The organism is Streptomyces sp. NPDC028289 (assembly GCF_055565975.1).
Genome location: NZ_JBVHTI010000006.1, coordinates 222,506 through 246,451 on the forward strand (window position 1 = coordinate 222,506; position 23,946 = coordinate 246,451).

Here is a 23,946-nt window from a genome sequence, read left to right on the forward strand (position 1 = left end):
GGTGCGACTACTCCTCGTCCTCGACCGGCACCCGGATGTCCAGCACGCACACGTCGTCCCGGCGTTCGCCCGCCAGCATCGCGGTGAGGAGCGCGTCCAGGGTGGCCGGCCCGGCGGCGAGCGCGGCCGCGGCCAGGCGGTCCAGGCCCGCGTCGATGTCCTCGCCGGGCCGCTCGACCAGGCCGTCCGTGTACAGCAGCAGCCGGTCGCCGGGCTCCAGCTGGAACTCGGCGGACTCGTAGACCGGGTTCGCCGACGCGCCGAGCAGCATGCCGGCCGGACGGTCGAGCCGGTAGGCCTTGCCCCCGCGCACGAGGAGGGGCGGCGGGTGACCCGCCTGGGCCCAGGCGAGTCGCCGCTCGGCCGGGTCGTAGCGGGCGAGGACGAGCGTCGCGGTGGACTGGGCGTCGCGCGAGTGCAGGAGCAGGAAGTTGAGCCGGGCCAGCGCACCCGTGAGGGAGGAACCGGTGCTCACCATGCCCTTGGCGGTGAACCGCAGCTGGGCCATCGTGGCGACGGCGTCGACGCCGTGGCCCGCCACGTCGCCCACCACGAACAGCGCGGACTCGTCGGGCAGTTCGATGGCGCTGAACCAGTCACCGCCGACGTGCACCCCCGCCTGGGCGGGAAGATAGGCGACCTCGACGCGCAGTCCGTGCAGCCGCACCGGATTGCTGGGCAGCGGCAGCAGGGCGTGCTGGAGCCGGGCGGCGAGCGCACGCTCGGCATCGATGACGCCGCGCTGCACGAGGATCGCGCGCTCGCTGTCCACCAGGGCGAGTTCGGCGCTGCGCTGCGCGGTGAGGTCCTGAACGAAGCCGTGCACCTCGACGACCGTGCCGTCCGCGGCGCTCACCGCCTCCGCGACGGCCCGCAGGTGCCGTACCGCGTTCCCGGTCCTGATCCGGAACGGCACGTCGAACGGCCGGCCGGTGCGGGCGAGTTCGGAGACGGCGCGGGCCAACGCGTGGGCATCCTCGGGCAGCACCAGGTCCGGCAGCAGGTCGAGCGGGACCGCACCGCGCCCCGGATCGCGGCCCAGGATGGTGTACACCTGGGAGGACCAGTTGACCTGATGGGTAATCAGATTCCAGTTCGCCCAGCCCAGGTTGCCCAGTCGTTGCATGTCCGCCAGCCGCTGCTCCTGCCGCTCCTCGGTGTCGTGCCGCAGCCAGGTCACCAGCAGCCCGTCGCCGAGCCGGGCCGCGCGCACCGAGTAGGTGGCGGTCACGGTCACCCCCGCGACGATCTCCTCGTAGACGAACGGCTCGCCCTCGTACGGCTCGCCTCCACCGAGCGTCTTCAGATACCCCTGCCACAGCGACTCGCCGGCGACGGAGGGATAGCTCTCCAGGATGTGCGAGCCGATCAGCTCGCGGCCGGTGCGGCCGAGGATGTCGACGGCGCCCGGAGTGGCCGCCGCGATGCGGTAGTCCTCCACCTCCCCGGCGGCGGTGCGCAGCGGGATCAGCAGGACCGTGGCTCCCGGCAGCGCGTCGAGCACCGACTGCACCGCCGTGGAGAGGTCCGAGCTCACCGGCTCGGCGGGGGCGCCCAGGGCGCTGAGGCGGCCGGCGCCGAGCCGGGCGACGGACTGCAGCAGCTCACGGTCCGCGCGCCCGAAGGCGGCCTCGCGGCGGCGCAGCACACCGAGGACCGTGTCCGCCGAGACCGGCAGCCAGGCCCGGGACAGCCAGCGCCCGGACGGCTCGTCGATGAGCTGGAACGCCTGCCGGTCCTCGGTGAAGTGCTCCAGCCACAGCGGCTCGCCCGCCTTCAGCGCCTCCAGCGGGGCGAAGCCATGCAGCGGCGGCACCTGGTGCCACTGGGCGGCGAGCGTCGCGTCGAGTCCCGCGTGCCCGACGAGTTCGAGCCCGTCGCCGGGCAGCCGACGGTACAGCAGCACCGCGTCGGCGTCGATCCGGGGTGCCAGCTGCTCGCGGAGCGTTCCGGCCAGTTCCTGCGGGGAGCTGACGTGCAGCAGGGCCTTGCCCAGACGGCCGAGGATCTCGGCGGTGCCCGGCCCGGCGGGCGTCTCCCGGGCCGCGGCCGAAACGAGCGGTTCGGCGGCGGGGACCGCGGCGGCGGGCAAGGTGGGCATCAGGGCGCCGAGGGTGAGCCAGCACTCCTCGAGCAGCGTGCGGTTACCGGCCTCGGCCCGCTGCACCAGCGCCTCGTGCGCGGCGTCGGGGGAGCAGCCCGTGGTGGCCATCAGCGCACCCTTGGCACGCTCCACCACCGCGGAAGCGGCCGCCGATTCCCGCAGTCGGTCCAGCTCGGCGCGCTGCCTGGACACGATCCTGGCCAGGGCTGCCAGCTCGGCGACGGCGCCGGTGTCCGCGGCAGGCACGTACTCGCTCGTCACGGGTCGAGCATGGCACAAGAGGGTGCCTCCGATCACACTCGTACCCGATCCGTGAAGGATATGGGCATCCGTGGACGGATATGGTCAGCGACCGGTGCTGTGCCCGACGAGCGCCTCGGTGACCGCGCGGACGCTGCGGGCGATGTGCTGCAGTTGCATGACCTCCGCCGCGTACAGCTTGATGGTGTGCTCGATGACCGACTCCGGCAGGCCCAGCAGGGGCAGCTCGGCGCGCGCCGTCTGCAGCGCCGTGCGCGCCACCCGGACCTCGTGCTGGACCTGGATCTGCGCGTGCCGGGCGAGCAGCACCGGGTGCCGGATCAGCGCCGGGTAGCTCGCGTAGCGGGCCGGGACCAGCTCGCGCAGCCACTTGGCGGCGGAACGCTCCCAGTCGTAGCTGCCCGGTGCCTTGACCTGGCAGGGCCAGTCGGGGCTGATGCGCGCGGTCGTCGTCAGAGTCATGATCATCGCTTCCGGGTGTGCGGCGTCGTGAGGGTGGCCGACGGAGGTCTGGGCGGCTCCGGCCTAGGGGATGGCCGGAGCCGCCGCGGGCGTATCGCACAGGCGATGCCCGTTCGAACATCCCCGGCGCCGACGCGGGTAGGAGACGGCGGCTGGGGATGTCCGTGCGAGGCCCCGGGCGCCGGCCGCCGGCACTGCGGGTGGTGCTGCGTGCGCATGGGCGGTCCGTCGGCTTTCTGGGGGCGGGTGCGAGCGGTGCGTCCTCGGGTGCGGAACGTGCCCGGAGTGGGCCGGGGGTGATCCGTGAGCAGTATTTATATATGCCGTCCGGTTTGCAAGACGTATGAAAACATTCATGCGTGAAATGAGGTGAATGCTCCCCTTACGAGGTCACGCGTGGGACGTCGGATCCGGGGTCAGTCCTTCAGGAAGAACTGGTGCTCCTCGGCGACCTGCTCGTACTCCTCGAGGCGCGCCTGGGTGCGCTCGGGATCGGCGTCGGTCATGGCCTGGAGCAGGGCGGCGGCCATCAGACCGGGCGCCGCGTAGGTGTCGAAGACCAGGCGGGACCCGATGCCGGTGCTGAAGGTGACATCGGCCTCGTCGGCCAGCGCGCCGAGCGCCAGGTCGGTCACCAGCGCGACCCGCAGCCCCGCCGTGCGCGCCACCCGGATCGCGGTCAGCGTCTCCTGCGCGTGCCGCGGCATGCCGAACGCCAGCACCCAGGTGCCGCCCGCCTCGCGCGACTGCAGCAGCGCGTCGTAGGCCACGCTGCCGCCCCGGGTCACCAGCCGTACGTCGGGGTGGATACGGCGCGCGGCGTAGGCGAAGTACTCCGCCAGCGAGACGGAGATGCGCAGGCCCAGCACGGTCAGCGGGGACGACTGGGACAGCTCGCGGCCGATCCAGATCACCCGGTCCGGGTCGGCGAAGTCCCGGCGCAGGTTCTCCAGGTTCTCGATCTCGGCGTCCACGGCGGCCTGGAGCTCGTTGCTGCGCTGCTCGGTGGCGGCCCCGGTGCCGCCGGCCAGGGTGCGCAGCGCGATCGACTGCAGCCGCTCGCGCAGCGCGGGGTAGCCGCTGAAGCCGACCGCGCCCGCGAACCTGGTCACCGACGGCTGGCTGACCCCGACCCGCTCGGCGAGGTCGGTGATCGACAGGAAGGCCGCCTCGGTGATGTGGTCGATCAGGTACTGGGCGATGCGGCGCTGGCCGGGGGAGAGCCTGGGGCCGTCGAAGAGTTCGCGGAGCTGGGAGGTGGGCGCGGCCTCCGCCTCCGGCACGGTTTTGCCCGAGGTGATCGCGGATGCCTGTGCACGTGCCTGCTGCGGCGATGGCACCGAAGCGCCTCCTTTGTCTCCCACGAGGACTCAACATAGCTCACGGACCGTGGTGACCAGGGCTTGTGCGGTACGCCGGACCGTCCCGGCGGCCGAACGCTCAGGATGCGCAGCCGGCACCGGAATTCCGGCGCTCACCGGCGACGGATGCGGTGGCCGTCGTCGGCGGACCGTGCGGTCAGCGCCGGTAGATGGTGATCGAGTGACCGACATCATCGACCGGACGGCTGGTGTCGATCAATTCGGCCAGCCTGCCCCGTGCCTTGGCGGCCGACGAGTCCGAGACGACCAGCAGCCCGTGCACCTTCCCGGGCGGCACCTCGCGGGGGTCGGCGGCGTGGATCCCGTAGTACTCCGGGACGCCACTGCCCTTGTAGACAAGCCAGATCCGCTCGCCCGGGTAGCGCTCCCGCAGCCGGTCGGCGAGCCGGCCCAGGTCCTGCCCCCAGTCCACGTTGGAGTCGTGCAGCCACAGATGCGTCTTCGCCGGACCCCCGAACGCCTCGTTGGCGTACGGCAGATAGAACGGGAACGTCCGCAGCGAGCTCACCGCGACGAACAGCACCAGCGCCCCGCCCAAGGGCCGTGCCCAGCGCCGACGCACCGTCAGGGCCGAGGCCCCGGCCACCGCGAGGAACATCGGCATGAAGACCGCGTACCGCGTCCCGAAGTCCCGTGACCCGGTCATCGCGGAGGCCAGCAGCACGGCCGGCGGCAGCAGCAGGTAGGGCGCCGCCCGCCGCAGCCGCCGTACCACCACCAGCGCGACGGCACCGGCCGCCCACAGCGCCAGCATGCCGAGCGGCGTCTTCACCAGCAGGGCGGCCGGCAGGTAGTACCAGCGCGAGCCGGTGTAGAGGTGCCCGAACAGATAGCCCTGCCAGGGGTGGTCCTCCAGGGCGAACTGCATCCGCATGCCGTCCCGGTAGGACTCCGGGAAGGGCATCAGGCCGACCAGGAGGCCCCGCAGGCCGTGCACCGCCGGCACCGGCTCGGCGGACAGCGCACGCAGCCGGGGATCGACCGCCAGGTAGGAGAGCCAGACGACGGCGACCGCCGTCGCCGTCACCACGGCGGCGGCCGCGAGGGCGCGCAGCGCACGGCCGGGGCGTGCGCCCCACACCGACAGCACCGCCAGTGCGACGAGCACCGGGATCGCGGGCAGCGCGCTCATCTTCGTCGCCACCGAGGCCCCCAGGGCGGCCCCTGCCAGGGGCAGGTACAGCCGGGGCCGGCGCCGGGCCCGCCACACCAGCCAGGCCGACGTCAGCACGAACCCGGCCGACGGCACGTCCAGGGTGGCCAGTGAGCCGTGGGCGATGACGTCCGGCGAGAAGCAGTACAGGGCGAGTGCCAGCAGCCCCGCGGCCGTACCGAGAACCTCGCGGGCGAAGGCGAGGACGACCAGGCCGAACAGCAGCGTCAGCACGATCACCGGCAGCCGTGCCCACAGCATCACCCGCCGGGGGTCGTTGCCGGACGAGTACAGCAGGTGCCGGCCCACCTGCCCCTGGTCGCCGCGGTACGACGGGTCGTAGTGCGGGTCGGCGACGGCGATGCCGGCCATGACGAGGAGCTTGCCGAGCGGCGGGTGCTCGGTGTTGTAGCGCAGCCGGTGCTCGTGGAGGTAGTCGGTGGCCGTGGCCACGTAGACCGGTTCGTCGATGGTGGGCGTCTGCTGGACCGCGGTGGTCACCATCGCCGCCGCCATCTGCGCGAGCAGCAGCACCGCGAGGACCGGCACCAGCCACCGCCGGCGGGCGCGCAGGGCGGCGGCCGGCCGGGCCGCGGCGCTGCGCCGGGGGAGCGGCCCCGGCCCGGCGGGGAGGTCGGGGACGTCGGGTTCGAGGACCGACTGCTGTTCGCTTGCCATCATCCGCCCCGCGGGGACACCGGGCCCGCGGTGACGGGAGCGATCACGAGCAGTCATGGGCCCTACTGTCGCATCGCTCCCGCCACCGGGCGCGTCACCGCTTCACGAGTCGTACCGACAGACCGTCTGCCGTGTAGACGGGTACGGCCCGCAGCGTGGCGGAGTTCAGTTCCACCTTGTCGAACTGGCCGCGCAGCCGCGGAGCGTCGACGACCGGCAGGACGCTGCCCGCGGTCGGCGGGTGCTCGGTGTCGAGGTCCAGGGACAGGGTGGTGCCACTGCCCAGGACGGCCAGGTGCTTCACGGCCAGCGGCGCCTTGCGGCCCTTGGCCAGGGTGACCTCCAGGGTGCCCGCGTCCTGCGTGTAGGTGCCGCGCACGAACAGCTCCCCGGCGACCCGCAGGGTGCCGGCCGAGACCCGGACGTCACCGCGGCCCAGCGCGTCCCCGGAGGCGGCGACCAGGGTGCCGCCGGCCAGCACGGTGCCGCCCCGGTAGCGGTTGTCGCCGGTCAGGGTCAGCGTGCCGGTGCCCTTCTTGGTCAGACCGCCGTGGCCGTCGATGTCGTTGCGCCAGGCGTCGGCCGCCGCGAAGCCGCCGGCCGCCGCGTCCAGGGTGACCGTGACGTCCGCGTCGAAGGCGCCGTAACCGTCCGCGGCGGCGAACAGGTTGAGGCGGCCCCACTGCTCCGGGCCGTCCAGCAGCACGTACCCGGAGGGCAGGCCGGTGGTCCGCAGCACCTCGCGGCGCTGGTCGGCGGTGAGGTACGGCTGGCGGGTCTCCAGCAGCACCTCAGCGCCCTCGGGCACGTCGAACGGCAGCTCGCGGCCCTCCCGGTCCAGGATGTACGTCAGCCGGGGCGTGGCCGCGCGCTCGTTGGCCTCACGGTCGGCGTACGGGTCGGTCGCGGCGTCGGCCGAGTGGGCGTAGGCGTACAGGGTGTCGGCGGTGGAGCCGGTCTGCGCCTCGAAGTAGGCGAGGGCCTGGGCGCGGGCGGCCGCCTTCAGGTCGGCGTTGGCCGGGTCGGCGAGCGTGGCGGCGGCCAGGGCGGTGGCCATGATGCGGCCGCCGATCACGTCGACCGTGTTGTGCATACCGGCGACGATCCGGGTGTCGCTCAGCTCCAGGGCGCGGGTGACCAGCTCCTGGAAGCGCTCCGGCACCGCGTACGCGTAGGCCAGGCCCGCCAGGTGGAATGCGTTGGTGTGGCCGGAGGGGAAGCCGCCGTCGTCGGTGGGGGAGGTGCTGCGCTGGCGCAGCAGCTGCGGGGCGACGGCCACCTCGGAGTCGTACACCGGGAAGCCGTACGCGTCGGTCCTTCCGGTGTCGACGACCTCGCTGTCCTCGTTCATCCGCCACGGACGCGGGTACTGGTAGGCGTACTTGGACGGGTTGCCGGACGCGTAGTTGCCGCGCAGGGTGTCCACCAGGGTGGCCACCTTGCCCAGCGCCGAGTCGTGCGAGCCCGCGCCGAGCGCCGAGCCCGCCGGGGCGCCGGCCGGGACGGCGTCGCTGACGGTGGTGGCGGGGGTGGTGTCCGGCGCGCTGGTGATCGAGGTGACCGCGAGGGAACCGGCCTTGTAGAGGTCGGCGAGCGGGCCGAGGCCGGCGATCATCGCGTAGCTCTGGTGCTGGCGGTCGTAGATGAACGCCTTCTTGGCGTCGGCGGCGCTGCGCTTCCTGGTGATCTTGGCGCAGTAGCGCATGTTGTCGCGCAGGATGTCGGCGCGCAGCACGCTGCCGGTGTTCCAGGCGGAACCGGTCTTCCAGATCCGGGCGAAGCCGCCGAGGATGCGGACCACCGCGTTGGTGTCGGCGGTGAGGTTGGTGCTGATGTTCGTCTTGTAGTCGTCGACGAACGCCAGGGCCGTGGCGGCCTTGGCGTCGGCGGCCGCGAGCCAGCCGACGAAGGTCGGGGCCGCCAGCACACCCGCCGACGCGCCGAGCGAGGTCTTCAGGAAGCCCCGTCGGCCGACGGCGAGTCCACGGGCCGGAGAAGCGGGGTGGTGCCCGGCAGATGACGGCATGGATGTGCCTCTCTTGAGTTCTTCGAAGAGTTCACGCGGACGGCCGGTGCTCCAGATGCGCGTGAGCGTGTGGGTTCGCGTGGGAAAAGTGTTGAACGAGCGCAGTTCTAGGGCGAGTTCGTGTCCCGGCGGTCATCGTCGGGCGACCGCCACGTGACCCGGAGTTGAACGACAGCCCTGTGGTTCACCGGAAGAACCGGCCTGGACCTGCGCGTTCGCAGCGTCGAACGGCCCGTGGTCCAGGTGTGCGGGACGGACGGGCTGCGGACAGGTTCCTCACAGGATCGAACGCGCCAGCGCCACCGCTCCCTCGACCGGCGGGAGCCGCAACGGCTGGGGCCGCGCCCCGGGTACGGCTTCGGCGAGCGCGGCGGCGAAGGCGTCGTACAGGCGTGGCTGGGAGAGGATCGCGCCGCCCGCGACCACCACGTCGTCCACGGCGAGACCGCGGCCGGCGAGCCGGGCCACCAGGCCGGCCAGGGCGCGCCCGCCGTCGGCTATCACGTCCGCGGCGAGCCGGGAGCCCGCGTCCGCCGCGGCGAAGAGCACCGGGGCGTGCCGGCCCCACTCGGCGGAGACGTCGGTGGCGCTCTCCAGCGCGGCGCCGAGCGCGGGCACCTCCGCCACCCCGAAGGCGGCGACGAGTCCGGTCGCGAGCGCGTCGGGCGCCTCGCCGCGGTCGTGCGCGGCCCAGACGGCGCGGGCGGCCTCCCGGACGAGTCCGGCGGCGCCGCCCTCGTCCCCGAGGACCGCGCCCCAGCCGCCCACCTGCACGAGGCTGCCGTCGGCCAGTCGGCCGACGGCCACCGAGCCGGTGCCGGCGACCAGGCCGACGCCCTTGTCCAGGCCGGCGGCGGGGACGAGGAGCTCGGCGTCGCCCACCACCCGGACGGGCACGTCGAGGAGGTCGCGCAGGGCAGCGGCGATGCCGGCGCACTGGCGGGGGGTCTCACAGGCGTGCCCGCCGACGGCCAGGGCGGCCGGGCGGGTGCCGGGAGGCAGGGCGTCGTGGATCAGCGCGGTCAGCCAGCGGGCCGCGGCGGTCGCGTCGTGCGGCCGCCAGCCGCTGCTCGTCCGGACGTGGTCGGCGACCCGGTCCCGGCCGGCCAGGGCGCGGAGCTGGGTCTTGGTGCCGCCCACGTCGATGCCGACCACGAGAGGAGAAGGCGGGGAGGGAGGAGAAGGAGCGTCCTGCACGGATCCTCTTTCGTCGTCTGGGCGAAGAGCACCGAAGAGCTTGGCCCGGAGCGGGTCCGGCGAAGTCCGCTGCGGTCCGGCGGCGCCCCTGAGGGGCGCGGGGCCGTATCCGATATGCGGCTACCGGCGCGTGGGCGCGAACAGCCACGACGGCGCCGCGGGTGAGCGACGGCGCATCGCGGCATTTCCAGCGGAGCGCTTGGCTGCGACGGCGGGCGAACCGCGCCTGGCCGAACAGGAGTTGAGCAAGTCGGGAAGCCCCGGGACGGGCTTCTTGCGGAGCACGGCAGGCGAGTACCGTGTACTTCGTTAGGAAGTTAACTAACGAAGTACAGTGCGTCAAGAGTTGCCGCGGACTCGATCGACGGGACGCTGTCGAGGCCAGAACCGAGCGGCACAACGGCACCGCATATCGCCGCATCCCGCCACACCCGGGGGAGCGCGGCCCCTGACCCATGGGGGAACTGTGGAACACGTCGTGGCTGAGGCCTCCCGGCTCACCGAGAGCGCCGGCGCGGTCTTCGCCGTGCTGGCCCAGGCCGGCAGCGCCACCAGGCCGCAGCTCGCGAGTCTCGCGGGCCTGTCCAAGCCGACGGTCTCCGCCGCCGTCGCGGAGCTGGAGGGGGCCGGGCTGGCCACCCACTCCGGCACCGCTTCCAGCGGCACCGGGCGCTCCGCCGCCGTCTACGGCCTCGGACCGGCCTCCGGCTCGGTCCTCGCGGTCGACCTGGGCCCGGCCCGCACCCGGGTCCGTGCCTGCGCCCTGGACGGCACCCTGCTCGCCGAGGCGGACACGCCCCGCACCCGGGCCGCCGACGCCGTCCGCGAGGCGCTGGCCGCGCTGCCTGCGGGCGCCCCGCTGCGGGCCATCGTCGTCGCCATCGGTGACGTCAGCGCCCCCGACCGGGCGGGCACCGGCATGCGCCCGGCGACCGCCAAGGCCGGGCCCGTCTTCGACGCGGTCTCCGTCGCCCTGCCGCCGGGAGTCCCCGTCCACCTGGAGAACAACGTGAACTGCGCGGCCCTCGCCGAACTCCACGAGGGCGCCGCCCGGGGCCGCCGCACCTTCGGCTACCTGCGGATCGGCGTCGGTATCGGTCTGGGCATCGTCATCGGCGGCCACGTGCTGCGCGGCGCCAACGGCGCGGCCGGTGAGCTCGCCCGTCTGCCCTACCCCTGGGACGACGACCGGGAGCCCCGGCAGGAGGCCCTGGAGGCCTACGTCGGCTCGCACGCCCTGCTGCGCCGCGCCGCCGAGGCCTGGCCGGAGGCCGACGGCCCTCCCCCGCGCACCGCCGACCGGCTCTTCGCGCTGGCGGCCCAGGGTCGGGAGCCCGCCCGTGCCGTGGTCGCCCGGCACGCTGCCGACGTGGGCAGGCTGGCAGCCGCGGTGGCCGCCGTACTGGACCCGGGGCTGATCGTGCTGGGCGGCAGCACGGGCGCGGACCCGCAGGTCCTGCCCGGCGTGCGGGCCGAGCTGGGGCGGCTGAGCTGGCCCACCGAGGTGGTCAGCAGCCAGATCGGCGATCTCGGTACCGTGGTGGGTGCCGCCCGGCTCGCCGTGGCCAAGGGAGTCCAAACCGTGACCGAAGGCGCGCAGGTGAAGGATTGACGGCTTCCTAATCGGTCTGCCAATGTCCGGACAAGCGCTTTCTAAGTCGGCCGGGACGCCGGCTTGGGGCGAGCCTCCCAGCCCGTACACGACGTACGGCAACCGCACGAGGGCGTGCCCGTGCGGTGACGGCCAGGACGGCCGGGGATCTCGCCCCGCGTGGACGATGCGGCCGGGCGAGGCCGCGCCCCCCGGAAAGCGACTTTTCCTTCAAAATGCACCCGTGCCGCCTCAGCCGGCGCCGTGCTCAGTCCCTCCGAAGAAATGGGATCGAAGATGACCACTGTGGGTGTGCGGCGTTCCAGCCGACTCGGCCGCGGCGGTATGCGCCGCCTTGTTCCCCTCGCTGCCGCGACCGCGGCAGGAGCCCTGCTGCTCTCCGCCTGCGGCTCGGGCTCCGGCTCCGGCGGGACCTCCAAGTCGCTGACGTTCTGGATCTCCACGGTTCCGGGGCAGGACGCGGGCTGGAAGAAGCTGGTGGCGCAGTACAAGAAGGAAACCGGCGTCAACGTCAAGCTCGTCAACATCCCCTACGACGGCTACACGACGAAGCTGCACAACGCCGCGCAGGCGAACTCCCTGCCCGACGTCGCGGACGTGCCGGCGCTGGACCCGATCTGGTCGAACAAGCTGATCGACCTCAGCTCCATCGCCAACGACAAGAGCTACAACATCAACGGCAACTTCCTCGCCAAGGACTCGTCCGGCAAGGTGCTGTCCATCCCCTCGGACGTCACCGCGTCCGGCCTGTTCATCAACAAGACGCTGTTCAAGAAGGCCGGCGTCGCCGTCCCGGCCTCGCCGTCGGACACCTGGACCTGGACCGAGTTCATCGCCGCGGCCAACAAGGTCCGCGAGAAGACCGGCGCCAAGTACTCCCTGACCTTCGACCAGTCTCCGTCCCGGCTGCGCGCCATGGTCTACGAGATGGGCGGCAAGTACGTCCACGCGGATTCCTCCGGCAAGTTCTCGGTGGACGCCGCGACCAAGAAGGCCGTGAACACCTTCGTCGGATGGAACGACGACAAGACCATGCCGAAGTCGGTGTGGACCAGCGGCGCCGACCCGTCCGCCATGTTCCAGAGCGGTGACGTGGTCGCCTACTGGTCCGGCGTGTGGCAGGTCGCCTCCTTCGCGGACAGCATCAAGAAGTTCGACTGGGCGAGCGTCCCGACCCCCGCCCAGCCGGTGCAGGCCAGTGACGTCAACAGCGGCGGCATGATGGTGGGCTTCAACAACAACGGCGCCGCCGCCACCGCCGCGAAGAAGTTCATGTCCTGGGTGTACGACCCGAAGCAGTACACCGAGCTGGTCGAGACCTCCGGCTTCCTCCCGGTCGAGAGCGGTCTGAGCCCGAAGTACCCCTTCACCTCGGACGCGGCGCAGGCGGCCTTCAAGCTGTACAACGAGGAGATCCCGCTCTACGCCCCGATCTCGGGCTACTTCAACAACGCCCAGACGGCGTGGGTGCTGAAGGGCAAGAGCCTCACCGAGGACCCGACCAAGACGGAGCTCGGCAAGGCGATCAACGGCCAGCAGTCGGCCGACAAGGCCCTGGAGAACATCGTGGCCGGCTACAACCAGCAGGTCGGCGGCTGATCGCAGGCCCCAGGGCCGGGCGGCGGGTTCGAGCCCCCGCCGCCCCGCCCTGGTCCTCCACGTGACGCCGGGCTCATGCCGTGAGCCCACCGCAATCCATCCCCACAGCACGGAGTCAGGAAGATGACAAAACGCGCCTCGGACGTGTCCGGGAGCCCGCCCAGGCGACGCCGCAGCAAGTACACCCTCGCGCCGCTCGTCCTCATCGCGGCGAACGTCGTGCTCTTCGCACTGTTCTTCGTGTGGCCTGCGGTGATCGGGCTCGTCTACTCCTTCACGAACTACACGGGTGTGGGGGCGTTCCAGTTCGTCGGACTGGACAACTACACGAACCTGTTCGGCGACTCCACCTTCTACGACGCGCTGTTCCGGACGCTGCTGTACACCGTGCTGGTCGTGCCGCTGAACTTCGTGCTCTCGCTCCTCATCGCCAACCTGGTGGTGAGCAAGCAGGCCAAGGGCGCGTCGATCGCCCGTGTCGTCTTCTTCATCCCGTGGCTCATCTCGCCCATCGTCGTCGGTGTCCTGTGGCGGTGGCTGTTCGGCGAGAACTTCGGACTGATCAACTACGTCATCGAGAAGCTCGGCGGGCACGCGATCGCGTGGCAGTCGAACGCGGACCTGTCCCTGGGCGTGGTCGTGATGGCGGGCGCCTGGTGGGGAACGGCCTTCTCGATGCTGCTGTTCATCGCGGCGATCAAGAACGTGCCCACCTCGTACTACGAGGCGGCCTCGCTCGACGGCGCGGGCCCCTGGCGCCAGTTCATCAGCATCACGCTGCCGAGCATCGCGCCGACGTCGTTCATCGTCATCCTCCTCAACACGATCAACGCGATGAAGGAATACCCGCTGTTCGTCTCCCTCAACAACGGCGGACCGGGTACGTCGAACAATCTGCTTGTCCAATACATCTACCAGACCGGATTCAACCGGGGCCAGATCGGCTACGCGAGCGCCGCGTCGTTCGTGCTCATGCTCATCCTGATGGCCGTCGCGATCGTCCAGCTGATCGCCAACCGGCGGATGGAGAACCGATGACCACCACAGACACGCCGCGTCCGGTCGACGCCGGTTCCGCGAAGGCCCTTTCCAGGAAGCGGCCCCGCGGCGGGCGCGACGGCGGGCTCCGGCGCGCGGTACCCGCGACGACACTGCTGTGGATCCTGGCCGCCCTCTACGGGCTGCCGGTGCTGTGGTTCGTCCTCAGCTCCTTCAAGCCGGCGGGAGACCTCTTCTCCCTTCCGCTGACGGTGCTTCCGCACCACCCCACCCTCTCGGGTTACAAGGCGGCCTGGGACAGCGCCAACTTCTCCCAGTACTTCATCAACACGGCCATCGTGTGCGTGATCACGACGATCCTCACCGTGGGGGTCAGCTGCTGCACCGGGTACGCGCTGGCCAAGTACGACAACAAATGGCTCAAGGCCTTCTTCATCTGCATCCTGGCCACCACGATGCTGCCGTCCGAGGTCATGCTCGCCCCGGAGTTCCTGGTCGTCCGCGACCTCGGCCTCTACAACACCTTCGGCGGCATCATCCTCCCGGCCGTGCTCACCGCGACCGGATGCTTCATGTTCCGCCAGTTCTTCCTGACGGTCCCCGACGAACTCGTCGAGGCCGCCCGCATCGACGGCGCGCGTGAGCTGTCGATCTTCCTGCGGATCATGGTGCCGATCTCCCGGCCCATCATGCTGACCCTCGCCATCCTGTCCTTCCAGTGGCGGTGGAACGACTACATCTGGCCGCTGCTGATGCTCAACGACCCCAACAAGTTCACCGTGCAGATCGGCATCCAGAGTCTCGTCGGGGCGCAGAACATCAACTGGTCGGTGCTGCTGGGCGGATCGGTCATCTCCATGATTCCGCTGATCCTCGTCTTCCTGGTGTTCCAGCGGTACGTCATGAGCGCCGACATCAACGCCGGACTGAAGGACTGACCGTGCCCACCCCGCTCGACCACGAGTTCCTCCGCGCGGTGGCCGGCGCCGCCGACCGGTCGGCCGCCCCGCTGGCGGCCGGCCCCGGGGAGGAACCAGCCGGTGTGACCCACCGCGTCCTGGCCCGCCGGGTGAAGACCCTGGTCGCTGCGTACCGGTCCCCGGAGTCGGCCCTGCACGGGAGCGGGCAGGTCGTCGCCGCCGCGACGACCCACCTCCGCGCCCTGCTGGCCGCACAGACCGCCACCGGCCTCTTCGCCGGCGGCGACAACGTGCAGTCACCGCCGGACTCCGCGTTCACCGTCAACGACGTCTGCGACGCACACGTCCTCGCCGCGGGCGCGGGACCGGAACTGCGCGACGTCACGGCCGCGCTCGCCGAGATCGCCGGCGCCGCCTTTGCCGCTCTCCTGACCGGCGGGGTGCACACCCCCAACCACCGCTGGGAGCTCTGCGCGGCGCTGGCCCGGCTGCACCGCTCGTTCCCGGACGGCCGGCTGCTCGACCGCATCGACGCGTGGCTCGCCGAGGGCGTCGACATCGACGCGGAGGGCCTGTACTCGGAGCGCAGCGCCGTCTACGCGTCCCACGTGTCCAACCCGTCGCTGCTGCTCCTGGCCGACGTCCTCGGCCGCGATGACCTGCGGGACGCCGTCGAACGCAACCTCACCGCGACCCTGGACCTCATCAGGCCGGACGGCACGGTGGAGACCGTCCACTCGCGACGGCAGGACCAGAAGCACCCGTTCCCTCTGGCGTCCTACCTGCCGCACTACCGGCTGCTCGCGATCCGCACCGGCCGGGGCGACTTCGCCCGGGCGGCGCGCCGGGCAGCGGCCGGCGGGGTCGATGACCCCGGCCTGCTCGCCGAGACCCTCCTCACCCCCGACCTGTGCCGCGCGCTGCCGGCCCCGGCGCCGGAACCCCTGCCCCGCGACCGGTACCTCACCACGGCACGCCTTGCCTCACGCGCCTCCGCCACCGCGCACAGCGTCCTGTACGGCGGCTCCGACGTGCCCGAGCACCGGCGCATCCGCTCCGGCCTCGCCTGCAACCCCACCTTCCTGCGCCTGTTCGCCGGCGACGCCGTCCTCGACGCGGTCCGGCTGTCCCGGGGATTCTTCGACCTGGGCCCGTTCCGCGCCGCCGGAATGGAACAGCTCGCCGGCAACCGGTACCGGCTCACCGAGACCCTGACGGCCGCCTACTACCAGCCGCTCCCGCCGGACCGGCGACGGGACGACGGCGCCTACCGCGTGGCGGACGAGGGACGCTTCTCGGCCGCCATGGCCTTCCCGGACCGGCCTCGGGACGAGGTCTCCCACACGACCCGCGTCGAAGCGGAGCTGCGGGACGACGGTGCCGACCTGCGGATCGACATCAGCGGACCACGGGTGCCCTGGGCCCTCGAACTGACTTTCCGGCCGGGGGGCGTGCCGGAGGGCGCCGTACCGATCGGTGACGGACGCTGGTGCCTGACGACCGGGCCGATGACCTACCGGGCCGGTGCCGACGAGATCCGGGTCGAGGCCGCCGTCGAGGCGGGCGAGCCGCTCGCCGGTCCGGACCGGAGCGATGTACTGCGCTACGACCCGGGCCAGGACCACACTGTGGTGGGCGGCACCGACGCGACGACCGGGAACCGCGTCTACCTCGGTGGGAACGGCCCGCAGACACTGACCGTCACCCTGCGCGCCCGGCGTCCCTGACCCGCCGTCCGACCCTGACCCCCCACGCCACGGCCACCTCCGTAACGAAGGGCTGACCTCCCCCGATGCACCTGCCGCGCCAGCTCGGCCCGCTGCACGACCTGCCGTCCACCCCCGAGGCGTACGACGCGGTCCTCGCGGACGTCGTCGAACAGGCCCTGGCCCGCCTCACCCCCGAGGGCAACCTCGAACACCCCGACGCGGACGACGACATCGGCGACACCTCCCTCGGCGTCACCTCCCTGCTGGCGCTGGCCTGGCAGCGGTCCAAGGACCCGCGACTGCCCGAGGCGGTGCGCCGCAGCCTCGCCTTCCACCTGCGCGAACGGGTCTACACCGAGGACAACCCCGGCTACCCGAACCTCACGGTCCGCGACTCCGGTCTGCCGTACGCCCGTTACGTCCTTGAGGCGGGCGCGCATCCGATCGGGGACTGGCCCAGCACGGTGTGGGCGCTGCTCCAGGCCGTGAACATCCTCGACCTCGCGGACGGCCTGGTCGACGACGAACAGCGCGCGGAGCTCATCGAGGTGAGCCGCGGCTACTGGCGCTGGCTGACCGAGGCCACCTTCTTCAACCCGCAGGAGGCCGGCAACCAGGCGATCGGATGCGTGGTCGGCGGGCTGATGCTGGCGCGCCATCTGCCGCCGGAGGAGGCGGCGCCGCTCCGCGAGCGGGCGCTGGCCCTGTACGCCGAGAAGATCCGGGCCCACCGGGTCCTCGACCGGGGTGCCCTGCTCCCGCCCGAGCACGGCGGCGCCTACGACAACAACTACGGCCCGATCTCCCTGTCCTTCCTCGCCCAGGCCCACCGGGTCAGCGGGGCGGAGATGTTCGCCGAGGACGGTGACGCGCTCGCCCGGTACATCGACGCACGGCTGCCCAACGGCGGCTTCGACAACGGCGGCCCCCGCTACAGCGAACAGCACTCCGCCTTCGAGTCGGTGTTCGGCCTGCGCTACTTCGGGGCTCGGATCGGCTCCGACCTGGGCCGCTACCGGGGCGACACCAACTGGGGCCGGCACGCGGTCAAGCCGGACGGCGGGGTCGACGGGCACTTCGCCTGGATGCTGGTCTGGCAGATCCAGGACACCACCCCCTGGCACCGTGAACCGTCGACGGTCCCCGCCCGCCACCAACTCCGCGCCGGATCGGTCTCGGTGGCATTCGACCACCGCATGACCCCGGCCCTGATCGAGGCGGCCGGCATCTACTACCTCCCGGCCGCGGTGAACCGGCAGCACGGCTTCGGCCCCGTCCTGGACGGCTTCCTGTACTGCCGGCCCATGGGCGAGATCCGGGTCCGGGACGTCCACGCCGACGGCCTGACCGCCAAGCTGGTCAGCAAGCCGGTCGTGGGGCGCGACCATGTGCTGCGCCATGTGCGCTCGCTCTACGTCACGGACGGCACCAGCCTGTGGGTGACGGTGGCCGTGGAGCGCTTCGACGGGACGCCGTACCTGCTGTCCGGGCTGCCCTACGCGGTGGACGACGGCGACCGGGTACGCCGGGTCGCCGAGGGCCGGGTCGCCTCGGCGGGCGCGCTGCGGCTCACGCATCCCGCGCCGCAGGGTCCCGACCACTTCGACGCCCGCGCCGAACTCACCCAGGAGCAGGCCGCGTTCGCGCTCGCCGCCGATCCGCGCGGCTACGGCAACCCGGACGAGGGCTGGCGCCACCTGGTCTCCAGCACCGCCTACGAGGCCGACCCGGCGCCGGGCGCACCGGAGCACCTGCACGTGTTCGCCGTACGGTACGGACCCGGCGGGGACCGCTTCACTCCGTCCTTCGAAGGCGATCTGACCGTGCACACCGAGGAGTTCACGGCCGCCATCGGGGCCGAGGACGCCCACGGGGTGCCCGAACTGGTCCTGACCGCCTGCTAGGGGCCGTCCCGCGCGCGTCGATGAGTTCTGCGGTCTCCGGCGGTCGTACTGTCGAACCCGTTCCCGAGCAGGAGGACTCCCGATGCGCAGCGTGACCTATTCGATGAGCATGTCACTCGACGGCTACATCGTCGGGCCGGACGGCACGTTCGACTGGACGGCGCCCGACAAGGAGGTCTTCCGCTTCTGGATCGACGAGATCCGGGAGGTCGACGTCCACCTGATGGGACGGCGTCTCTACGAGACGATGCTGTACTGGGAGACCGCCGACCAGGACCCCGCGCTCGACGCCGCCGAACGCGAATGGACCGCGCTCTGGAAGCCGCTCCCGAAGGTCGTGTTCTCCACCACCTTGTCGGAGGTGCAGGGCCAGGCCGCCCGGCCGGCCTCCGGCAGCGTGGCGGAGGAGATCGAGCGGTTGCGGGCCGAGCCGGGAGAGGGCGCCATCGCGATCGGCGGCGCGACACTCGCCGCCGAGGCGGCCGAACACGGTCTGATCGACGAGTACCGGACCATGGTCTACCCGGTGCTGGTCGGCGGCGGCATTCCGTACTTCCCCCGCCACGAGCGCCGCGTGGATCTCGAACGCGTCGAGACCCGCACCTTCGACTCGGGCGTCGTCCACCTCCGCCACCGCGTGGTGCGCTAGGCGGAGGCGGCGGCCACCAAGAACGGCTCGTGCGGCGGGATGCCGCACATCATGACGTCGCACGGGAGGCGGCCGGATCGACAGCGGCCCGCGACGTCTTCCGCACGGGCAGCGCCGTCTCCGGGACCACCAGGTCCGCCCGGTCCCGGGTGGCCGCGACCAGGTCGGCGTTGAGCTGGTCGGTGCCCGCCACCCAGGCCACCGCCTGCTCGTGCCCCTTGCCGAACTTCTCGTGCCGGGCGACCAGCCGCCGTACCCGCTCGCCCTCGTCGATCTCGCAGAACCACACCTCGTCCATGGCCGGCCGCACCCGCGCCCACGAACCGTCCGCCAGCAGCAGGTAGTTGCCCTCCGTCACCACCAGCCGGGCGGTCGGCAGGACGGGGATCGCCCCCGCGATCGGCTGCTCCAGGACCCGCTCGAAGCCCGGCGCGTACACCACGACGTCCGTCTCCTCGCGCAACCGCCGCAGCAGCGCCGCGTATCCGGCCGCGTCGAAGGTCGCGGGCGCCCCCTTGCGGTCCCTGAGGCCCAGCCGGTCCAGCTCGACGTCGGCCAGGTGGAAACCGTCCATCGGCACGTGCGCGGCCCACGGCTCGCCGGGGCCGTTCAGCTCCCGCACCAGATGCTCGGCGAGGGTCGTCTTGCCGGCACCGGGGCTGCCCGCGATGCCGAGGATCGCGCGCGGAGCCCGTCCGGCCAGTGAACGGGCGCGGTCGAGGAGGTCGTCGAAAGTCAGCGGCACGCAAAAAGTGTGGCACCCGGCCAGGAATGTGGCGGGCGCCACCCCCTCGAACCCGTCCGGTGGGGAAGATGCGGGACATGACTGCACTCGGTCTGCCCGACACCATCCAGGCCTGTCTCTTCGACCTCGACGGGGTCGTCACCAAGACGGCCGTCGTGCACGCGGCGGCCTGGAAGGAGACCTTCGACGCCTTCCTGCGCGGCCACGACGGACAGCGGCCCTTCGACGAGGTCGCCGACTACGACGAGTACGTCGACGGACGCCCCCGCGCCGACGGGGTCCGCGCCTTCCTCGACTCCCGCGGCATCCACCTGCCCGAGGGCACCCCGGACGACCCCCCGGACGCCCCGACCGTGCACGGCCTCGGCAACCGCAAGAACGAACTGCTGCTGGAGAAGATCCGCACCCAGGGGGTCGAGGCCTACGACGGCACCCTGCGCTATCTGGAGGCGGTCCGCGCGCACGGGCTGCGCACCGCGATCGTCTCCTCCAGCGCCAACTGCCGTGACGTACTGCGCTCGATCGGTGCCGAGCACTTCTTCGACGTCCGCATCGACGGCGTCGTGGCCGCCGAGCGCCGTCTGCCCGGCAAGCCGCACCCGGACACCTTCCTGGCCGCCGCCCACGACCTGGGGGTCGAACCAGCAGCTGCCGCGGTCTTCGAGGACGCCCTGGCGGGCATGGACGCGGGCCGGGCGGGCCGTTTCGGGTACGTCGTCGGCGTGGACCGCGTCGGGCAGACGGACGCCCTGTACGCACACGGCGCGGACACGGTCGTCAAGGACCTCGCGGAGCTGGGAGGCAAGGAGTGATCACCCAACGGGCGTACGCCGTCGAACCCTGGACGGTCCGCGAGACCGCGCTCAACCTGGACGTGCTCGCACAGAGCGAGTCGGTGTTCGCGCTGTCCAACGGGCATGTGGGCTGGCGCGGCAACCTCGACGAGGGCGAACCGCACGGCCTGCCGGGCAGCTACCTCAACGGCGTGCACGAAGTACACCCGCTGCCGTACGCCGAGGCCGGCTACGGCTACCCGGAGTCCGGGCAGACCGTCATCAACATCACCAACGGCAAGATCCTGCGGCTCCTGGTCGACGACGAGCCCTTCGACCTGCGCTACGGCCGGCTCGTCGCCCACGAGCGGGTGCTGGACCTGCGCCGGGGCGTCCTGGAGCGGACCTGCGAGTGGACCTCGCCGGCCGGGTCCACCGTGCGGGTGCGCTCCACCCGGCTGGTGTCGCTGACCCAGCGGGCGATCGCCGCCGTCGCCTACGAGGTGGAGGCCGTCGACCGCCGCTGCCGGATCGTGGTCCAGTCCGAGCTGGTCGCCAACGAGCAACTGCCCGAGTCGAACGGCGATCCCCGTGCCGCGCTCGCGCTGCAGTCGCCGCTGGAGCAGGAGGACGACTTCGCCTCCGGCCACCGGCTGCGCCTGGTCCACCGCACCCGGCGCAGCGGACTGCGGGTCGCGGTCGCCGCCGACCACACCGTCTCCGGTCCCGAGCGGACCTCGGCGCACGCCGAGAGCGGCGTGGACGTGGCCCGGCTGACGGTCACCTCCGTCCTGGAGCCGGGGCAGCGGCTGCGGGTGGAGAAGTTCGTCGCGCACGGCTGGTCCGGGGTGCGTTCGCTGCCCGCCATGGCCGACCAGGTGGACGCGGCGCTCGCGGCCGCCGCCCACGAGGGCTGGCAGGGACTCGCCGACGAGCAGCGCGGTTACCTGGACGACTTCTGGTCCCGCGCCGACGTGGAGGTGGACGGCGACGAGGAGGTCCAGCAGGCCGTCCGCTTCGCCCTCTTCCACGTCCTGCAGGCCGGGGCCCGCGCCGAACAGCGGGCGATACCCGCCAAGGGCCTCACCGGCTCCGGGTACGACGGGCACGCCTTCTGGGACACCGAGATGTTCGTGCTGCCCGTCCTCACCCACACCGCCCCCGGCGCCGTCGCCGAGGCGCTGCGCTGGCGGCACAACACCCTGCCCGCCGCCCGCGAACGCGCCGCCCAGCTCGGTCTGGACGGGGCCGCGTTCCCCTGGCGGACCATCGCGGGACCGGAGGGCTCGGCCTACTGGCCGGCCGGCACCGCCGCCTTCCACGTCAACGCCGACGTCGCCGACGCCGTGGTCCGCTACGTCGCCGCCACCGGCGACACCGACTTCGAACGGGACACCGGCGTCGAGCTGCTCGTGGAGACCGCCCGCCTGTGGCGCTCGCTCGGGCACCACGACAACCGCGGCGCCTTCCACATCGACGGCGTCACCGGCCCCGACGAGTACAGCGCGGTCGCCGACGACAACACGTACACCAATCTGATGGCCCGGGCGAACCTGCTGGCCGCCGCCGACGCCGTCGAACGCCACCCGCGGCAGGCGGCGGAACTGGACGTCGACGCGGAGGAGAGCGCCGCCTGGCGGGACGCCGCCGAGTCCGTGCACATCCCGTACAACCACGAGCTCGGCGTCCACGAACAGCACGCCGGGTTCACCCGCTACCAGCGCTGGGACTTCGAGAACACCCGCCCCGAGCAGTACCCGCTGCTGCTGAACTTCCCCTACTTCGACCTCTACCGCAAACAGGTCGTCAAACAGGCCGACCTGGTGCTGGCGATGTACACCTGCGAGGCGTACTTCGACGAGGAGCACATCGCCCGGAACTTCGCCTACTACGAGCCGCTGACCGTCCGCGACTCCTCGCTCTCGGCCTGCTGCCAGGCCGTCGTCGCCGCCCAGGCCGGGCACCTCACGCTCGCCCATGCCTACACGGCGGAAGCCGCGCTGATGGACCTTGACGACCTGGAGCACAACACCCGCGACGGACTGCACATCGCCTCCCTCGCCGGCACCTGGATGGCCCTGGTGGCCGGCTTCGGCGGGCTGCGCCACTACGACGACGGGGCCCGCTTCGCCCCCCGGCTGCCGGAACGGCTGCGCCGCCTCGCCTTCAGCCTGCAACTGCGCGGCAGCAGGCTCCGCGTGGAGATCGGCGCCGACAAGGCGACGTACACCCTCCTGGACGGTCCACCGCTCACCGTCCACCACCACGGCGAGCCGGTGACGGTCGGCACGGACAGCCCCGCGGTGCGCGCGGTACCGCCGGTCAGGCCGGGCCCGACACCGGCCCAGCCGCCGCACAGGGCACCTAATCGACCGAGTTGATCTGCAGCGCCCTTTCTTTTGGGGGCGCTGGGGGTACCCCAGCGCCCCCAAAAGGGGCGCTCACGTGAGGGCGTTGAAAAGGAGCCGTACCAGATCGCCCGTCGCGTCGGCGGCGAACAGGGCGGCTCCGACGCCGAGCGCGAGGACGGCCGCGGCGGCCGGCCACAGCGAAGGCGGTGGTGCCGTCTGCAGCGCAGCGATCCGGCGGGTCACCGCGCGGTCGGCGAAGTTCAGGGCGCAGCCCGGCCGCGCGCTGAGCGCCGCCCGGGCCAGCGCCCGGGCGGTGGTGCCGCGGTCGCCGACCTCGGTCGCCGCCTGCTCGTCCGCCCACCGCTCCACCAGGAAGGTCACGGCCGAACGGACCGGCCCGAGCGCCGGGTTGGCCGCCGCGGCGAGCGTCACCGCCGTCACCAGGCGGCCGTGCCGGTGGCGCAGGTGGGCGCGTTCGTGGGCCAGCAGCACCCGCCGCTCCGCCGGTGCCAGCGCGCCCAGCATCGCCGAGGTGACCAGGATGCGGCCCGGCCGCCCCGGGATCGCGAACGCCTGCGGCACCTCGCAGGCCGCCACCACCAGCTCGGTGTCCCGCGGATGCCCCTCGCACAGCCGCCGCAGCGCCCGCCGGGTGCGCCGCTCGGCGCGCACCGCCCGCTGCACCCGCCAGACCACCACGACCAGCGCCAGGCACGCGGCGACGCCGATCACCTCGGGCACCGGGTCGGCCAGCGGACGTCCGTCCTCGTGGGCCTCCCGGACCACCGGCGGGGCGTCGCCGAGCAGGGCCGTCGCCAGCAGGACCAGGGACCAGGTGGCCGCGGTGGCGGTCAGCACGGCGGCGGACGCGAGGACGCGCGCGGCCAGCGCCGGCGCGACCCGGCGGCCGATCACCGGACTGACCAGGGGCAGCAGCAGGGAGACCAGCAGCGGGGTGTAGACGTCGAAGCTCATGCGCCGCCTCCGGCGAACAGGTTCCGCAGCGCCCGCTCCTCCTCAGGGCTGAGCCCGGACACGAACTGCTGGAGCGCCGCGATCGGGTCCGGGCCCCGGTCCAGGGCCTCGTGCATCGCCTCGGCGGTCAGCTCGGCCGCGTTCTTCGCCGGCCGGTACGCACCGCGCCGCCCGTCGGCGTCCCGCAGCACCAGGCCCTTGTCGTACAGTCGCTTCAGGATCGTGTGCACGGTGTTGTACGCGAGTCCGCCGCCGATCTCGGTCTGGATCTCGGCCGGGGTCAACGGGCGTTCGGTCGCCCACAGGGCCGCCAGGACCTCGCTCTCCAGCTCTCCGGCGCTGCGCCGCTCCGTCCTGCCGCGGGACCCTGTGCCAGCCATGGCACAACCTTACAGCGCGTAGTGCCGCCGTTCGTATGGACGTACCCGCGCTGCCTCCGCCGCTAAG

At 72.4% G+C, this 23,946-nt stretch carries 18 protein-coding genes; 9 read left to right on the plus strand and 9 right to left on the minus strand.

The features are described from left to right. Positions 1 to 7: 7 nt before the first annotated feature. The 6 genes from ACZ4UV_RS30265 to ACZ4UV_RS30290 form a co-directional block, all read right to left on the minus strand. On the minus strand, positions 8 to 2,365 hold the full coding sequence (locus ACZ4UV_RS30265) for a SpoIIE family protein phosphatase (RefSeq protein WP_467842112.1): 2,358 nt from the start codon (positions 2,363 to 2,365) through the stop codon (positions 8 to 10). An 84-nt stretch (positions 2,366 to 2,449) separates the two neighbouring features. Further along, positions 2,450 to 2,833: a hypothetical protein gene (locus ACZ4UV_RS30270; protein WP_351500585.1), complete on the minus strand. Its 384-nt coding sequence runs from the start codon at positions 2,831 to 2,833 to the stop codon at positions 2,450 to 2,452. A gap of 410 nt (positions 2,834 to 3,243) precedes the next feature. Beyond that, positions 3,244 to 4,167: a MurR/RpiR family transcriptional regulator gene (locus ACZ4UV_RS30275; RefSeq protein WP_093506790.1), complete on the minus strand. Its 924-nt coding sequence runs from the start codon at positions 4,165 to 4,167 to the stop codon at positions 3,244 to 3,246. 178 nt (positions 4,168 to 4,345) lie between these two features. Further along, entirely contained in the window at positions 4,346 to 6,043 is a 1,698-nt protein-coding gene (locus ACZ4UV_RS30280) for an ArnT family glycosyltransferase (RefSeq protein WP_467842889.1), read from the minus strand. Positions 6,044 to 6,134: 91 nt separating this feature from the next. Then, the gene (locus ACZ4UV_RS30285) at positions 6,135 to 8,066 is read right to left on the minus strand and encodes a phosphatase PAP2 family protein (protein ID WP_467842116.1); all 1,932 of its coding nucleotides are present in this window, start codon (positions 8,064 to 8,066) and stop codon (positions 6,135 to 6,137) included. Between the two features lie 276 nt (positions 8,067 to 8,342). Beyond that, a complete protein-coding gene (locus ACZ4UV_RS30290; RefSeq protein WP_451018168.1) occupies positions 8,343 to 9,221 on the minus strand; it encodes an N-acetylglucosamine kinase in 879 nt (292 codons plus the stop codon). 520 nt (positions 9,222 to 9,741) lie between these two features. On the opposite strand from ACZ4UV_RS30290, the gene ACZ4UV_RS30295 reads away from it, so the two are divergent. The 7 genes from ACZ4UV_RS30295 to ACZ4UV_RS30325 all read left to right on the plus strand — a co-directional run bounded on the left by ACZ4UV_RS30295 (position 9,742) and on the right by ACZ4UV_RS30325 (position 18,655). After that, positions 9,742 to 10,875, plus strand: coding sequence for an ROK family transcriptional regulator (locus ACZ4UV_RS30295; protein ID WP_451018169.1), 1,134 nt, complete (start codon positions 9,742 to 9,744; stop codon positions 10,873 to 10,875). 276 nt (positions 10,876 to 11,151) lie between these two features. Next, positions 11,152 to 12,474 (plus strand): extracellular solute-binding protein, encoded by a 1,323-nt coding sequence (locus tag ACZ4UV_RS30300; RefSeq protein WP_451018170.1) that lies wholly within the window; start codon positions 11,152 to 11,154, stop codon positions 12,472 to 12,474. A 123-nt stretch (positions 12,475 to 12,597) separates the two neighbouring features. Further along, a complete protein-coding gene (locus ACZ4UV_RS30305; RefSeq protein WP_390036011.1) occupies positions 12,598 to 13,512 on the plus strand; it encodes a carbohydrate ABC transporter permease in 915 nt (304 codons plus the stop codon). After that, positions 13,509 to 14,411: a carbohydrate ABC transporter permease gene (locus tag ACZ4UV_RS30310; RefSeq protein WP_390036009.1), complete on the plus strand. Its 903-nt coding sequence runs from the start codon at positions 13,509 to 13,511 to the stop codon at positions 14,409 to 14,411. Before ACZ4UV_RS30305 ends, ACZ4UV_RS30310 begins: the two co-directional genes overlap by 4 nt. 2 nt (positions 14,412 to 14,413) lie before the next feature. Then, positions 14,414 to 16,120, plus strand: a complete 1,707-nt coding sequence (locus tag ACZ4UV_RS30315) for a hypothetical protein (RefSeq protein WP_451018172.1) — start codon at positions 14,414 to 14,416, stop codon at positions 16,118 to 16,120. Positions 16,121 to 16,185: 65 nt separating this feature from the next. Further along, positions 16,186 to 18,006: a hypothetical protein gene (locus ACZ4UV_RS30320; protein WP_451018173.1), complete on the plus strand. Its 1,821-nt coding sequence runs from the start codon at positions 16,186 to 16,188 to the stop codon at positions 18,004 to 18,006. A gap of 82 nt (positions 18,007 to 18,088) precedes the next feature. Further along, positions 18,089 to 18,655: a dihydrofolate reductase family protein gene (locus ACZ4UV_RS30325; RefSeq protein ID WP_451018174.1), complete on the plus strand. Its 567-nt coding sequence runs from the start codon at positions 18,089 to 18,091 to the stop codon at positions 18,653 to 18,655. 49 nt (positions 18,656 to 18,704) lie between these two features. Here ACZ4UV_RS30325 and ACZ4UV_RS30330 read toward each other — a convergent pair whose 3' ends face one another. Continuing rightward, a complete protein-coding gene (locus ACZ4UV_RS30330) occupies positions 18,705 to 19,400 on the minus strand; it encodes a nucleoside/nucleotide kinase family protein (protein ID WP_451018175.1) in 696 nt (231 codons plus the stop codon). Between the two features lie 77 nt (positions 19,401 to 19,477). Here ACZ4UV_RS30330 and ACZ4UV_RS30335 point away from each other — a divergent pair, with 77 nt between their 5' ends. Beyond that, on the plus strand, positions 19,478 to 20,212 hold the full coding sequence (locus ACZ4UV_RS30335; RefSeq protein ID WP_390035999.1) for a beta-phosphoglucomutase family hydrolase: 735 nt from the start codon (positions 19,478 to 19,480) through the stop codon (positions 20,210 to 20,212). Continuing rightward, the gene (locus tag ACZ4UV_RS30340; protein ID WP_467842126.1) at positions 20,209 to 22,554 is read left to right on the plus strand and encodes a glycoside hydrolase family 65 protein; all 2,346 of its coding nucleotides are present in this window, start codon (positions 20,209 to 20,211) and stop codon (positions 22,552 to 22,554) included. The genes ACZ4UV_RS30335 and ACZ4UV_RS30340 overlap by 4 nt, the downstream gene beginning before the upstream one ends. Before the next feature lie 60 nt (positions 22,555 to 22,614). Here ACZ4UV_RS30340 and ACZ4UV_RS30345 read toward each other — a convergent pair whose 3' ends face one another. After that, entirely contained in the window at positions 22,615 to 23,499 is an 885-nt protein-coding gene (locus tag ACZ4UV_RS30345) for a M56 family metallopeptidase (RefSeq protein WP_451018177.1), read from the minus strand. Further along, entirely contained in the window at positions 23,496 to 23,879 is a 384-nt protein-coding gene (locus tag ACZ4UV_RS30350) for a BlaI/MecI/CopY family transcriptional regulator (protein WP_294007099.1), read from the minus strand. Before ACZ4UV_RS30350 ends, ACZ4UV_RS30345 begins: the two co-directional genes overlap by 4 nt. Positions 23,880 to 23,946: the final 67 nt, after the last annotated feature.

What these genes read in the sequence shown, in the direction of transcription:
- ACZ4UV_RS30285 (WP_467842116.1), bottom strand. Translation starts at nt 8,066, where the DNA reads ATGCCGTCATCTGCCGGGCACCACCCCGCTTCTCCGGCCCGTGGACTC.
- ACZ4UV_RS30320 (WP_451018173.1), top strand. Translation starts at nt 16,186, where the DNA reads ATGCACCTGCCGCGCCAGCTCGGCCCGCTGCACGACCTGCCGTCCACC.
- ACZ4UV_RS30270 (WP_351500585.1), bottom strand. Translation starts at nt 2,833, where the DNA reads ATGATCATGACTCTGACGACGACCGCGCGCATCAGCCCCGACTGGCCC.
- ACZ4UV_RS30345 (WP_451018177.1), bottom strand. Translation starts at nt 23,499, where the DNA reads ATGAGCTTCGACGTCTACACCCCGCTGCTGGTCTCCCTGCTGCTGCCC.
- ACZ4UV_RS30310 (WP_390036009.1), top strand. Translation starts at nt 13,509, where the DNA reads ATGACCACCACAGACACGCCGCGTCCGGTCGACGCCGGTTCCGCGAAG.
- ACZ4UV_RS30350 (WP_294007099.1), bottom strand. Translation starts at nt 23,879, where the DNA reads ATGGCTGGCACAGGGTCCCGCGGCAGGACGGAGCGGCGCAGCGCCGGA.
- ACZ4UV_RS30335 (WP_390035999.1), top strand. Translation starts at nt 19,478, where the DNA reads ATGACTGCACTCGGTCTGCCCGACACCATCCAGGCCTGTCTCTTCGAC.
- ACZ4UV_RS30280 (WP_467842889.1), bottom strand. Translation starts at nt 6,043, where the DNA reads ATGATGGCAAGCGAACAGCAGTCGGTCCTCGAACCCGACGTCCCCGAC.
- ACZ4UV_RS30305 (WP_390036011.1), top strand. Translation starts at nt 12,598, where the DNA reads ATGACAAAACGCGCCTCGGACGTGTCCGGGAGCCCGCCCAGGCGACGC.
- ACZ4UV_RS30325 (WP_451018174.1), top strand. Translation starts at nt 18,089, where the DNA reads ATGCGCAGCGTGACCTATTCGATGAGCATGTCACTCGACGGCTACATC.
- ACZ4UV_RS30300 (WP_451018170.1), top strand. Translation starts at nt 11,152, where the DNA reads ATGACCACTGTGGGTGTGCGGCGTTCCAGCCGACTCGGCCGCGGCGGT.